A 13767-nucleotide genomic window follows, 5' to 3' on the forward strand; every position below is an offset into this window, starting at 1 on the left:
ACTCAACGATTATAACATTTAATTCCCTGTACAATATTTTTATTGTATACCGTTTCATCGATGATTTACAAGTGCAAGTTGCCTTACGTCGAGACTATCTTTTCAAGGCGAATCGCTTGACGGGCATCAACCGCAGGAATATTATGAAATCAAAACAGGGTACTCAGTGGCGGAAATACATCAAAAATTTAAAAGGGGATTACACTATGAACTTTGATAGCGGCGACTCACGTTTCTACAAATATGACGAAAACGAAAACTTGATCTGCGAAATAATCTATTCTGCTGCAGACAGCAGTAAAATCAGCATCGACCGTACCTATGTGAATGACGATTACCGTGGCCAGGGAATTGCCGCGCAATTGGTTGATCGCGTGGTGGAAATGGCCAGGGAGGAAAACAAAAAAATCATCCCTCGCTGCCCGTTCGCCGAGGGCATGTTCGAAAGAAATGGCTCCCTTTACGCTGATGTAATGTGTTAAGATTTCCTCTTGATCAATTTGAAAATAGCCAAGCAAAAAGCGGAATGACTGTGTATTGAAACAATCGTTCCGCTTTTTTGCTTATACTTCTATACGTTAATTCCGTATATCAGATTTATTTCCTCAGTCATCCCGAAAGGTTCAATCAGCAAGTATTGGGACAGTGGATCCCTGATGCTGGTGCCGAGTGTATTGGTCACTTCGATGCGCAGGGTATTCTTGCCCTCGCGGAAGCAGTCTTTTTTAGCGAAAACATATGGGGGTGCGATTTTGGTGCCGATGCTTTTGCCGTTAACGAAGACTTCGGCGATTTCATAAACCATGCCCAAATCCAGTCCGATAACGTCATTGGCGTCACTCACATCCAGTTGCGCTTCGTAGGCGACTGTCCCTGTGGCACGGTCATAGCCTTCCAGCTCGCTCAAAGGCTGAATGCCATCCTGCAATGTTGTGACGGATTCGAACATTGGGTAAGCCAATGCTCCCGCAAAACTGACTTCCCATTCCGCTTCGATCGGCTTTCTTTCCGATTCTTTTTGCGGATTTCCGGTTGTCGCAGACATTTTTCCTTCCGTGAACACCCATACGAGCGTCTCATAAGGGGCCAATTTCAGTGCAATGCCTTTCTGGTTGACTTCCAGTTCGTTTACCTGATTGAGATAGGCATCGAACGCATAACCGTTTTTCCCTGGGTAGGCTGGGATGGACACTGTCGTATCGATTTCTTCGGAGATGCTCTCGTTGAAGTACATCCAGTAGTCGTTGCCGTCTTTTTCGTAATGGTAATAGACAAGCTCGCGGAAAGGCTGCGCCAGTTTCAACTCGCGGACATCATCGAGCTGATTCGGCAATTCCTGCAGCGGGCTTACTTCATAACCGACTTTGTCCGCGGCATCGAAATTCTCCGGCAAGCCATCCACGAAAACGATGCGCAAGCCTTCCTGTTTCAATCTTACGAGGATCTCCATCATGGCTTTTGGCATGTAGGAGGCGTACGGGATGACCAATGCTTCGAACGTTTCATACAGAATACGCAGTTTGTTGTCGATGACAAGCGCGTCCTTCAGATGGTCGAAGCTGACGATATCCATATCGATCTGCGCCTCGGTCAATAAGCGGACCGGTTTTTCCACCGGCATCGATTCCCCTGCCCATTCGAACTCTGCCGGATAGGCGACTGCCACCGGCGCGCGGTGGGTGCCGTCCGAGAAGATGTGCATCAAACGGTTGGCGTAATCGGTCAGGTGCGTCATGTAGCGGTATTGCGGATTGTTGCCGCGGGCGTAGAAATGCGGCGGGCAATCCCAATCGGGAAACTCTTTCGGGCTGAAGGCATGCGGAACCAGGTAATTGATGCCCCGTACAATCAGGTGGTCGGTGATCCATTTCATGGTCTTCAGGCCTTCGTTCCAGCCATAGGCGCCGAATGCCTCGCACATGGCGCGCCCGTTTTTGTGTGCAGTCAGATGCGCTGCCGAAGCGCCCAGCTTGGCCAAGGCAAAATGGTAGAATTCGCCGTCGCTGCCGCCTGTCTGGAAGGCATCGTGATGGAACGGCATGCCCGGAACCACTTGCGTTCCGATGACGTCGATTCCGGAAAAATGCTGTGCTTCCTGTGCCCGGAAGAAGTGGCCGGCGCCATAGCCGAGTCTTGCGTGCGCGCCATTGTCCTCGATGTTGTGGCCTAGGTATGCCACGCCCTTATCCTCGCACCAGTCAGCCAACACTTTTGTGAAGTTCTCGTTGTACAGAGTTGTGATCTTATCCATATAGGCATAGCGCACTTCTTTTTCCGCTCCCTGGGCAGGAGTCCAAAGCAACGGTAACAGAATCGGTTCGAAAGCCAATTCTTTTTCCAGGCCCGGTCGCCAAGGCAACACCATATCCAATTTCCCTATCCGTGATTCCGTCCCCTTCTGGTTGCCGAAGCGCGGTTCATCTGAGAAGAAGGCGGTGATGGTTTTGCCGAAATGATCCCCGACCTGTTGCAGATGCTTCTCGTACACTTCCTCGACCAGCACTTGGGTGGCTTCCTTCACCAACGGGTTGAGGTAGTCCTTCGTTGCTTCCTCGCCGCCGCTGTGCGTGGAGAAGACGACGAAAACGCTCCAGGCGCCCTTCTCCAAATCCAGTTGGATCGTATCGTTTTGATAATGGTCCGTGATATCCACTAAAGTAGTCGGGTCGATGGGATCCCCCTCGACCGTATAATTTGAAGTTCGTTTCGCCAGGTATACGCCGAGTGTCTCGATGACGTCCGTGCGTTCTTTGCTCCAAGGGCGTCCCTTCAGCATCGAAGCATCGATCCGGGCTTTCTTCATCGGACCGGCCACGTCATATCTGCGCATTGACAAGTATTGTTTACCTAAAGCCGGGAAATTGTCGCGGATTTGGCCGTTGGCGAAGCCTGTCGGGAAATGGGAATCATCCAGCACCCAAATTTCCATTCCGCGTGTTTCGCATTCGCGGATGATGATGCCCAGATCTTCCCACCACTTGTCCCCAACAAAATCCGGGTGCGGCCGCGATTCAACGCAGACCGCCCGCATGCCGGATTGATGGATCTTCTCCACATAGGTCACAAGTGTTTCTTCGTCTTCCCCGTGCTGCCAAAAGAACGGGTAGAAATGATTCGGTAATTTTTCGATCGGTCCTGTAATAGTTTTCAACATAAACTCACTGCTCTCATAATTATTGGTTTTCTTTTGGTGCTTCTCCAGCCGGGACAAGGAAATAGGCGATTGCGGCGGATACTGCCAATGCCAATGCTGCACAGGCGATGAAACCGTAGAAGCTGATGTCCAAACCTGCCGGATTGATCATAGCCGGGATACGGAACAAACCATCCCCTCCAAATGCGTACATCTTGCCGCCCAATGCTGCCAGGATGCCTCCAGCAACTCCGCCGCCAATCCAGGCAGCCGAAAAGATTTTGAAGTTCGGGATGACGATCGAGTAGATGGTCGGCTCGGTCACGCCGCACAAGCAGGAAGCCAGATTACCGAATCCCAATGATTTTTGTTCCTTGTCTTTGACTTTCAAGGCGTAACCAAGCGATACACCTGCCAGCGCCCAGACCGTAAGTCCCAAGATCGCATTGATAGGGTCGCTTCCCAAAGTGATCAGATTGTTGATCAGCACCGGGATGAATGCCGCGTGCAGCCCCAGCAGGACCATCAATTGCCAGAAAGCGCCGAACAGGACGCCGCCGATGATCGGGCTCATGTTGAAGATGCCCAATACAGCAGTCGAAAGCGTTGAGGAAACGAGATTCATGATCGGTCCGATGATCAACAGCGTCAATGGGACGATGATGGCAAGCGTCAAAGCCGGCACGAACATCAACTGCAGGATCTGCGGCAACGTGTTCTTGAAGAATTTTTCGACATGCGACGCTGCCCAGACCGCTACGATAGCCGGCAGCAACGATTGGGAATAGTTGACGAGCTGCATCGGCAGCCGCAAGAATGTCAATGGCGCGCCTTCAGCCACCGCTGTGATGATCGAAGGATACATGATGGCTGCGCCAACAATCGCTCCGATGTACTGATTGGATTTGAAAACGCGCCCTGCGCTGAAACCGACCAGGATCGGCATGAAATACAATACTGCATCTGCTGCTGCGTAAAGAGCCAAATAAGTGCCGCTTGTGTTTGTCAATAATCCGAAAGTCACCAATATCGCCAGTACACCTTTGATCATCCCCGATCCGACCATCACGCCGAGTATCGGTGAAATGCAGCCGCTGATCACCTTGAAGAATCGGTCGAACAGGCTGCCCGCTTTTGCTTCGGACTTCTCCGCGGTTGCGGTTACATTTTCCGATCCGATGTATTCGCGTACGACCGGAATGATATCCGATACTTCCGTGCCGATGATGACTTGGTATTGCCCGCCCTGGTTCATGATGCCTTTGACTTGCTTCAATTGCTTCAACGCCGATTCATTTGCGGCGGCATCGTCCTTCAGCACAAAGCGTAAACGCGTCATGCAATTCGTCACATCGACGATATTCTCTTTGCCCCCGACATGCGCTACAACATCTTTCGCTAACTGGTCATAATCTTTTTTAGCCATAATTGCAGTCCTCCTAATTGTTTTGGAATATAGCTGCGGATATCAAATATTTAGGCGCCCACCTTGACCACATCTTCATTCCGTTGTCTTAACAACTTGAATTATAGCGTTTCCAATGTATAATAAGAATATCAATCAACGGTATATTTCGTACCATATTTTTAGGTGGTGTAAACGTGAACTTCATCGAACTGGATTCCTATTTGCGCAAACACAGTGCCAGCGAGGAACGTTATTTGAAAGAGCCTGTGTTGTCGGAATGGTTTAAGGATGACAATAAAGTGCTTATTGATGGCCGCAAAGTTTTTCATTTCTCCAAACCATTTTTTTCGGTTTCTGCAAATCAGGATTATTTCGTCAACAAACATTCGCGCTTCATCCATGTCCCGGAACATATCCATGAGTACATCGAACTGAATTTTGTCTACAGCGGGCAATGCGGGCAGACGATCAACAACAAAGATGTGCTGCTGAATAAAGGGGATATCGTTCTGATCGATACCGATATTCCGCATTCCATCGGGACGACCGGGGAGGATGATATCATCATCAACCTTATCATCAATCAGAATTTCTTTTCCAAGTGTCTTTCGCAGATTGTCGCAACTGAAAGCTACCTTTCTCAGTTTCTTTTGCAGGCGATATCGGATACGCAGAAACACAACCAGTATTTGATTTTCCGCAATACGAACACGGAGAAAATTTCGCTGCTGTTTCAGCAGTTGTTGTGCGAAGTCTATGAACCGGGCATCGGCACTAAGGAAATGCAGGATCTTTACATCCAGTTGATTTTTCTGGAACTGATCCGCTCATTTTCGGTGGAGGTCAATGGTACGGAACTGGAAACTCAGCAGACGAAATTGGCTTTGGATATTTTGGGTTACATCGAGGAGCATTACGAGACTTGTTCGCTCGGCGAAACTGCCGCTCATTTTGGGTATAATGCATCCTACTTTAGTCACATGATCCGGAAGACCACTGGCATGAGCTTCAAGGAGCTGATCCTGAACAAGCGGATAGAAAACAGCCGCATACAGTTGATCCATTCAGCCAAACCGGTCCGGGAAGTCGCATTGGATTGTGGGTTCACGAACCTCAATCATTATTACAAGCTTTTCCAGGAGCACTTCGGCATGACACCTTCGAAATACCGGAAAGCGAATCAGATCAGCGAGTAGGAAATGAATAGGAATCTTTATTCTGGTCCATGGCGGGGGCCCGTTATTCCCCGCCAAAAGGGCTTTGACGGGGAATCTCGTGTTGCCCGCGGACGTTTTTCCCCACCAAAGTGGTTTTGGCGGGTTTTCTGGCTGTGTTTTGAACAGAAATAGCCCGCCAAAAGCATTTTGGCGGGCTATTTCTGTTCATACATTCTATTCTGATGTTACTTCTTCTCCACTTTCTTACCGACTGCCGCCAGGAAGATCGTGAATTCATCTTCGCCGTCCAAATGCAGCAACTCGTCGACCATGTCCTGATCGTAGATGCCCAATGCGCAAGTACCGGCATCGATCGATTCGCTCGTCAGGTACAAGTTTTCCATGACCGCGCCGATGTCGATCAGGATTTTCTTGTGCGCCGTGATGTCGTATTTCCATTCCGAACGGTATGGGATGCAGCTCCATGAGAAGATGACCGACGCGCGTTTGGCGAAGTTCGGCACGAATGGCTGATCGAGCGTCATTTTGTCTACCTGTTCATCGATGTCGTTGACTTCGCTCAAGTACAGCAGTTTGTGACAATCCGCCAAATAACGGTAAACGCCCTTTTCCAAACCGTCCACGTTCAGGATGAACAGATAGGTCTCAAAGGAATGCGTGCCGCCGCTGCATGGAACCGTGCGGAAAGTGATGCCTGATCTGTTTGTGCCTGTGATGGCTTGCGTACTCCACAAAAGGTAGGACAATTCGTCCAAAGTGAGCGCATCTTTCGCATAATGGCGGACGCTTCTTCGTTCCTTGATGATTTCGTAGATGTTTTCCTTCTTCACAACCCCGCCATCGACGGCAGGCAGGTCCACGATTTTTGCATCCGTATCGTAAGCTTTGACGTTCGGTGGCTGCGGTATCCCCTTTTGTTTATCTGTTTCGATCGCGCTGAATGTTTTGAAATCCGATTTCAGAAAATTGCGTTGTTTTTCATATCTAGCCATGGTAGGCCCCCCATTTTTCCTACTATTTTACCACAGATTGTGAATGTTCGCACTAATCCAGGCTAAGGGTTTCCCTTGTATTTTTCAGGTCAATCTGGCTCAGAATCGCTATTCCACTTCTTCATCATCTCGGTATTCCAGAATATCGCCGGGTTGGCAGTCCAACGCTTTGCAGATGGCTTCCAAGGTCGAGAAGCGGATCGCCTTCGCTTTTCCGGTTTTCAGGATGGAGAGATTGGCCATCGTGATGCCGACGTGCTGCGACAGTTCGGTGACGCTCATTTTGCGTTTTGCCAACATGACGTCTATATTGATGATTATTGCCATTTTCCGCACCTCATATCGTATAGTCGTTTTCTTGTTTGATTGCGATCGCATTTTGCAGGAGTTTCTGAAGGACGGCGGCAAATACGGCAATCACCATGCAGGCGAAAATGATGATCAAACCGATCAGGACGATGCCGGGAGCGTCATCCATATCACCCATCATAAAAATGAGCGGCATGAACAGGATGAACAACCCGCCGATCGCAGCCGCACAGCGTTTGATGTTCTTCAGCACATGCACCGTCAAATCGGAAAACGCCAAGTCCTGATCGATGTAGCCCAGCAGTTTAAAGACTTGGTGCAGAGCGACGAAATAGATGCCGGCAGATGCGTACAGGCCGATCATGAATGGATATTGCAAATACACCAGGCTTGGGACCAGTTCGACCAAGAAAGCCGCAATTTCCGGGATAATAAAAATGCATAGCGCCACTACCGGAAGCCCCATCAGAACGACGACCGCCTTCAAAAAGAATGTTTCTCGTTTCATATCTTCAACACCTCATTTGGATTTGTTACTGTTAGTTTAGTCTACGATTTATCGTTTTACAATAAATATTTATTCTTTTAAACAATTCTTAAAATATGTACTCGGCTCAAAAAAGCCAGAAGCGCGCAAAGGCGATTCTGGCTTTTCCCACTCATTTCATTATTGAATGTTCCTACAGATATTTCTCAAGCATATGCGCGATGCCGTCCTCATTGTTGGATAACGTGATTTCGTTTGCGCTCGCTTTCAGCGCATCGATCGCATTCCCCATCGCGACACCAACCCCTGCGTAGGCGATGATCGAGGTATCATTTTCTCCGTCGCCGAAGGAAATGACATTTTCGCTGCTGATCCCCAGCGGTTGCAGGGATTTATCCAGCGCAAAGGCTTTATCAATGCCTTTGTCGGTGAATTCAAAGTAGAACGGCGCGGAGAAATACCCGCTCACGCGTCCTTCGAACGGTAGCATGATTTCTTTCCAATTTTCTTCCAGATATTCCGGTTCCCCCGCGACCAGGATTTTGTGCAAGGGGAAATGGACGAACTCGGCAAGGTTGTCCACTTCGCACAATTTGAAATTGCCGCTGCGCGATTCGTACTCGATGATGTTCTTCAATCCATGCGGCGGTGCGGTGATCATGCAGTCGTAGACGTTGTTCACGTACATGTAGTCCTTGTGCGCGACCATCGGCTTCACTTCAAAGTTCGCCAGATGCGCCAGAATTTCCTTGCCCACTTCGTCGGACATGCTTTGGCTGAACAAAGTCTCGTTTGTTGCGCAATCCGTCACGCACGCCCCATTGTAGGACAAAAGCAGACCGTGGTGCTGCTCCATTTTGAGTTCCTTGGAGAACCGCTCCATTGCGGAAATTGGCCTTCCCGACGCCAACACGACTTTGATTCCGGCTTCTTGCGCTTTCAACAACGATTTCCGTGTTCTCGGGCTGATTTCTTTCTGGTCATTCAATAACGTACCGTCGATGTCCAAAACGATTGCTTTCAGATCCATTCAGTTCACCTCATAATTTATTGTCAAATCGTGATTTCGATTCTGTTTCCTTCCGGATCGCCGATGACCGATTCATAGTAGCCGTCGCCAGTCACTCTGCACGGGCTCAACAAGGGATAGCCTGCATCCACCAGTTTTTGCGTCAAAGCATCCACTATGTCTTTGCTGCCGACCGCGATGGCCAGATGCGCAAAGCCTAATATTTCATTTGTATGGGAACCTTTGATCACATCTTCGCGATGCATAATCTCCAATCTGGCACCATCCGCGAAGGACAAGAAATAGGATTGGAAGCCTGATTTCTGATTGTGGTACTTTTCACCTGCCGTTGCTTTGAAGAAATCACAGTAAAATTCTTTCATTTTTTCCAAATCTGCAGTCCAAAGACCGATATGTTCTATTTTCATTTGAATACCTCCTCGATAACTACCGTAAGTATATGCCACTCATCCAAAAATGACAGGCGAAACGCTTATGTTGAAATAAATTTGTCTGTACGCTTCCATTCAGACTCGAATTCGTGACACATTCTTGTCAAAATCTCTAATTGCCTCTTAACAGTAGGTTATGGTACTTTACAGTCAGAAGGATTTTTGATTGGAGGCGAACCGCATCAACATCGAAAAAATCAAATACTACATTGACCTGGTGGACTGCCGCAGTTTCACGGAGACAGCCAAACGGAACTATGTGTCGCAGACGACCATCAGCAAGACGGTCGCTTCATTGGAGGAGACGTTCCAGATCCGGTTGATCAACCGCAAAAAGACGCCAATCGAGCCAACGGAAGCCGGTCAGCTTTTCTATGAGGAAGCGCTGGTGCTGTGGAAGCAATACCAAAGCATGCAGCAGAAAATGCGCAATTTCCAGGTCAATCAGCGGGAAACGTTGTCGATAGAATATTCAGCCATGACGGACATCCAGACGTTGCTTTCCGTTATCCCGGCTTTCCGGAAAGAAAACCCGCTCGTCGAACTGAATCTGAACAAGGTGCTGTTGAAGAACATTTCCGATTATCTCGTGAAAGGCATCTATGATGCGGCCATCGCTTTCGATTCCGAATTCGAGGGCAAAAAGGACATCACGACAGTGCCTTTGTATGCTGGTAAATACCAGGCCGTCGTCAGTGCAGGCCATCCCTTGTTCGACAAAACGTCGGTTACCCTTGATGAACTTTATCAGCACCCGCTCGTCATGCTGGACCCTTCCGTCATCGGCGCCTCCTATGATCTGATGCTGCAGCATGCCAAAAAAGACGGTTATCAGCCGCAGATTGCCAAAACCGTGGATGATGTCGAAACCGAGCTGTTCGCGATCCGGACCGAAAACCTGATTGGCTTCTTTCCGGACAATTACAATCTGAATTACTCCTCAGACGAAATCCGCATGATTCCGATTGAAGGCTCCTTCCATACTTTCGAGATTGTCTTGGGATATTTATCCGCCAATGCCAAGCCGGCTATCCAAGCGCTGATCCGTTCCATCAAAGCGCATTATTCGATTTCCGAATAACCCATTCGCTTTTTGTATTGGAGTTTGCTCTTTGTTTCACATATCATGAAGATAGTTAAAAACAGACAGGAGACGATACAAATATGGGTAAATTATTATTGACAGGCGTTGATGGAAACCTAGGAAATCAGGCGGCGGAATACCTTTTGGATTTGGTTGAAAAAGATCAACTGATTTTCTGTGCATACAGCGAGGCTGCCCTAAAAAAATATGCGGACCTTGGTATTGAAACGCACGTCACAAACTTTAATCACAAGGATGGCTTGGCTGAAGCATTCTCAAATGCCGATAAAGTTGCATTGATTTCGATGCCTTTTGTTGGCAAAAAACGCCAAAACGCACATAAAAATGTGGTGGATGCAGCCAAAGAAGCCGGTGTTCAGCAGATCATTTACACTTCGTTGGTCAATGCGGCTGACGAATCCAACCCGAGCGTCGAAAAAATCGACCATATCTTCACAGAGGACTACATCAATGAAGTCGGTATGGATCATATTTTCCTGCGCAACTCCCAATACGCTGAAGCCATGGTCACCAACTATTTCACTTTCGTAAAAATGGGCGGCGTGATGCAGAACAATCAAGCTGACGGGAAAATGGCCTACATTTCCCGTAAAGATTGCGCCAAAGCGGTTGCGCATGCTTTGGCTACCGACAAATACCACGATGCAGTCCTGAACATCAACGGACCTGAGTTGATGACCATCACGGACTTCGTTAATTACGGCAACGCAGCGACCGGCAACAACGTCAGCTATCAAGCCATCTCTGATGAAGAAAACTACGCTATCTTTGACGCAATGGGCGTGCCGAGAACAACAGAAGGTGCATTCAAAAAAGACTCCGAAGCACCCTTCTCTTCTGAAGGCATGGTCACTTTCGGAGAAGCTATCCGCCTAGGCAAGATGGACAACTTCACGGATGATTTCAAACAACTGACCGGCGAAGAAGCCATCACAGTGAAATACATGTTCGAAAATGCTGACGACTTCCAAGTCGGCGAACGCCATTCGGAAGATAACTAAATTAATACAACAAATGGAAGCCATAAGTTAATGATAACTTATGGCTTCCATTTGTTTAGCCTAGGGCCTCTAATTTGTTGTTAAACCGTATCCTGAAACCCAGCAATTTTATGGATAACTCAACTATATTTTATTTGCTATATCCCGTAGTAATTTTGCCCCTTCTCGTGGTACAACCTCACTAATATGATCAAATACATGGTGATCGTTTACGGTTAAGTTGATTAACCTATCAAATATTTCAGACACAGACAGTAGACTTTCTTTTATATCTGTCAAATGATCATTTTCAATCATCCAAAGTAAGTGTCCCAAATTAAACTTTTCAACACATAATAATTCAATCGTCGGTATATCTTTGACAGATTCATCATTAACCGCAACATCAATATCATATTTTTCAATAATATCACTTTCCGCATCTTCGTCAATTCCAGCTTTATTTAAAAAGCTTTGAATACTTCGTATAGTATATTGAATGATATAAATGATAGAATTATCCAAAAGATAAACTTCTGCTTCTAATTTATTATTTTCATAAATCGGAAATTTAGGAATAACGACTGGCCGAAAATTCCCTGAATATATTAAATCGTATATTTGAGATCCTAGTAAAGCAGCTTCTTCTTCGGAAGGCGGATCCTCATCACACATCAAATATTCAAAATCACTTTTATATATATTTTGCGAAATTATTCCTTTATATAAGAAAGGATAATTATCGAATTCTCTCATGTAGATTGACTTCAATTCAAAATTAGCTTTCGGGCATTTCCATTCTAGTTCATCAAATGCATTCCATTTATTAAAATAATCTTGAACTTGTCTATAATATTTGATCCATGGAATTTCATCTCCAAACAAATTTACTGAAATCGATCTTCTTAATATATCAAAATAGACGGAATTACCCTTTAGACTCTGCTCAGATAGAAATTCAATATCCATGAGCCCATGATTTATTATCCCTTTGAATGGAAAACAGTATTCATGATACTCATCCAAGGATTCCCATAGTTTTGAATAATACATTGCCAAATCAAGACACTTTTCACGTTGATTCAAAATATCCGTTGTTTTTTTTGAAGATAGCATCTGAAGTTCAGTTTCACTAGCGCTTTCAATAATCTCTTTAAACAGTCTATACAAACCTGCATAAACATCTTCAAAAATAAAAGCCACACTACATTCTACAGTATCATCTTGAATAGATACATCGTCTATTATGCATAACAATGGATCATTCCCAATTTTTTTATAATATTGATTTTTTACGAAACTACTTATCTTTTCTTCATTTTCAATTCCATTGATTCTAAAACAAATGGCCACATACATGAAAACAAAAACCTTACCTTGTTTAGTCTCCTTGTAAACTTGTTCATCTAACATCGTAAACCCGATTTCATTTGTCCATTTTTCAATGGTGGATTGCCATCGACATGTATGTTTTCCCATTAGACTACTCCTTATAAGTTAAGTGTTTCTAGGTTGAGATTGTATGTTCACCATTAATTAATTGTAAAGAAGCTTATGCCATAAAGAAGGGCCTCAATACATTCAAGGCTGATATTTAAAATAACCACTGGCAATATCATCCAATATTGTTTCCATTGTTCTTATTTTTGTTTTGTAATTACTTTCATCATACGCCAATAACCCTACTGTCATAAATTTACCATTTCTATGTCTCTTTTTGTAAAATGCTCCTTCTTTTGAAGAAATATGGTTGTAGAGTGCAGTTTTAACTGCATTAACATCTTCGTTGTTAGGATTTTGTATTTTTACGGCAATTTCATTATTTTCAATTTGTAAGTACAATTCTGAGATGCCATAATCCAACACGTTGCAATTTGTTAATTCTTGTTCAGATAAATAATGCCACCAGTGCCCGAAGAACCCGCCCGATTTATTGGGTACGTATCCCCAGCCGGTAAGTTTCTTTTCATTGATAATTTTTTCCTCTTTCAGATGCTTAAAAAAACCGCCATAAGATAACCCGCTAAATTGGCTTATTGGGATATGCTTGTAACTCTCTACCTCATTATCTATGTTCATTAGTCTTTCGTGATAATCAATGAATATATTATTTTCCGTGGCACCTACATATTTGTCAAAGATTGCTATCATATCTTTTCTGGTGAAATTAATGTCTACGTTTTCCGAATGGTCTTGTTCAACAATTTTATTGTATACGGTTATAATGTTGCTTTTTCCAACATCCATCAAGGCTTGCTTATATTTCGCTATTTGGTCGTGATGTTGGCCTGTATACGTCTTATCTTCAATGATGATATGATATTTTGAGTTCACTTCTACTAAGACATCAATATTCTTTTGCTGTCTATCTATTTTTGTTACAACTAGAGGAGATTTATCTCCTGTAAAGTAAGCTAGTATTTCTCTAGCACATGAGGCTAGTGCCAGATCTTCGAGTTCATGTTCTTTCATTGCAAAAGCAAGTAGCCAACAAATAAAGGCATCTTGTGATAACTCTTTAGTAGCATAATCGAATAAGTTGTTTTTAGACATAACGGATTCACCAACCTTAATTAGTTTATTTTCAAGCGAATTCCCCATATTAATCTTTAGTTAATTGAAAATATATTTTAATATAATCTTACCACTATAATTGTTCGAAGCAATATAATTCATGTAGATATATCAATTTGATATGCTTGAGGTACTAAATT

The 13767-nt window shown here is 45.2% G+C and carries 13 protein-coding genes; 4 read left to right on the forward strand and 9 right to left on the reverse strand.

Annotated features, from left to right (window positions below; translation table 11 throughout):
• The first annotated feature begins 143 nt into the window (after window positions 1-143).
• Window positions 144-482 (forward strand): GNAT family N-acetyltransferase, encoded by a 339-nt coding sequence (locus tag AC0J5I_RS12600; protein WP_107995289.1) that lies wholly within the window; start codon window positions 144-146, stop codon window positions 480-482.
• Between the two features lie 89 nt (window positions 483-571).
• Here AC0J5I_RS12600 and AC0J5I_RS12605 read toward each other — a convergent pair whose 3' ends face one another.
• The gene (locus tag AC0J5I_RS12605) at window positions 572-3154 is read right to left on the reverse strand and encodes a glycosylhydrolase-like jelly roll fold domain-containing protein (protein ID WP_475300434.1); all 2583 of its coding nucleotides are present in this window, start codon (window positions 3152-3154) and stop codon (window positions 572-574) included.
• Between the two features lie 19 nt (window positions 3155-3173).
• The gene (locus tag AC0J5I_RS12610; protein WP_475300436.1) at window positions 3174-4559 is read right to left on the reverse strand and encodes a PTS transporter subunit EIIC; all 1386 of its coding nucleotides are present in this window, start codon (window positions 4557-4559) and stop codon (window positions 3174-3176) included.
• 176 nt (window positions 4560-4735) lie between these two features.
• Here AC0J5I_RS12610 and AC0J5I_RS12615 point away from each other — a divergent pair, with 176 nt between their 5' ends.
• Complete coding sequence (locus tag AC0J5I_RS12615) at window positions 4736-5737, forward strand: AraC family transcriptional regulator (protein ID WP_475300439.1); 1002 nt, start codon at window positions 4736-4738, stop codon at window positions 5735-5737.
• A 206-nt stretch (window positions 5738-5943) separates the two neighbouring features.
• Here AC0J5I_RS12615 and AC0J5I_RS12620 read toward each other — a convergent pair whose 3' ends face one another.
• From AC0J5I_RS12620 to AC0J5I_RS12640, 5 genes are all read right to left on the reverse strand, one after another.
• A complete protein-coding gene (locus tag AC0J5I_RS12620) occupies window positions 5944-6711 on the reverse strand; it encodes a SagB/ThcOx family dehydrogenase (RefSeq protein ID WP_475300442.1) in 768 nt (255 codons plus the stop codon).
• A gap of 108 nt (window positions 6712-6819) precedes the next feature.
• Window positions 6820-7038 carry a helix-turn-helix domain-containing protein gene (locus AC0J5I_RS12625; protein ID WP_475300445.1) on the reverse strand — a complete coding sequence of 73 codons (219 nt, stop codon included), beginning with the start codon at window positions 7036-7038 and terminating at the stop codon, window positions 6820-6822.
• A gap of 10 nt (window positions 7039-7048) precedes the next feature.
• The gene (locus tag AC0J5I_RS12630; protein ID WP_475300447.1) at window positions 7049-7528 is read right to left on the reverse strand and encodes a DUF2975 domain-containing protein; all 480 of its coding nucleotides are present in this window, start codon (window positions 7526-7528) and stop codon (window positions 7049-7051) included.
• 172 nt (window positions 7529-7700) lie between these two features.
• Entirely contained in the window at window positions 7701-8537 is an 837-nt protein-coding gene (locus AC0J5I_RS12635; RefSeq protein WP_475300449.1) for a Cof-type HAD-IIB family hydrolase, read from the reverse strand.
• A gap of 23 nt (window positions 8538-8560) precedes the next feature.
• Entirely contained in the window at window positions 8561-8944 is a 384-nt protein-coding gene (locus AC0J5I_RS12640) for a VOC family protein (protein WP_107995294.1), read from the reverse strand.
• A gap of 190 nt (window positions 8945-9134) precedes the next feature.
• Here AC0J5I_RS12640 and AC0J5I_RS12645 point away from each other — a divergent pair, with 190 nt between their 5' ends.
• Together AC0J5I_RS12645 and AC0J5I_RS12650 are read left to right on the forward strand one after the other, a co-directional pair.
• Window positions 9135-10049 carry a LysR family transcriptional regulator gene (locus AC0J5I_RS12645; protein ID WP_475300453.1) on the forward strand — a complete coding sequence of 305 codons (915 nt, stop codon included), beginning with the start codon at window positions 9135-9137 and terminating at the stop codon, window positions 10047-10049.
• An 83-nt stretch (window positions 10050-10132) separates the two neighbouring features.
• On the forward strand, window positions 10133-11074 hold the full coding sequence (locus AC0J5I_RS12650; protein WP_475300457.1) for an NmrA family NAD(P)-binding protein: 942 nt from the start codon (window positions 10133-10135) through the stop codon (window positions 11072-11074).
• 123 nt (window positions 11075-11197) lie between these two features.
• Here the strand turns inward: AC0J5I_RS12650 and AC0J5I_RS12655 are convergent, their stop codons facing one another.
• Complete coding sequence (locus AC0J5I_RS12655; RefSeq protein ID WP_475300461.1) at window positions 11198-12532, reverse strand: hypothetical protein; 1335 nt, start codon at window positions 12530-12532, stop codon at window positions 11198-11200.
• 102 nt (window positions 12533-12634) lie between these two features.
• Window positions 12635-13606 carry a PD-(D/E)XK nuclease family protein gene (locus AC0J5I_RS12660; RefSeq protein ID WP_475300464.1) on the reverse strand — a complete coding sequence of 324 codons (972 nt, stop codon included), beginning with the start codon at window positions 13604-13606 and terminating at the stop codon, window positions 12635-12637.
• Window positions 13607-13767 lie beyond the last annotated feature (161 nt).

The sequence above is a fragment of the Trichococcus sp. TS_SC_9 genome (genome assembly GCF_056156325.1).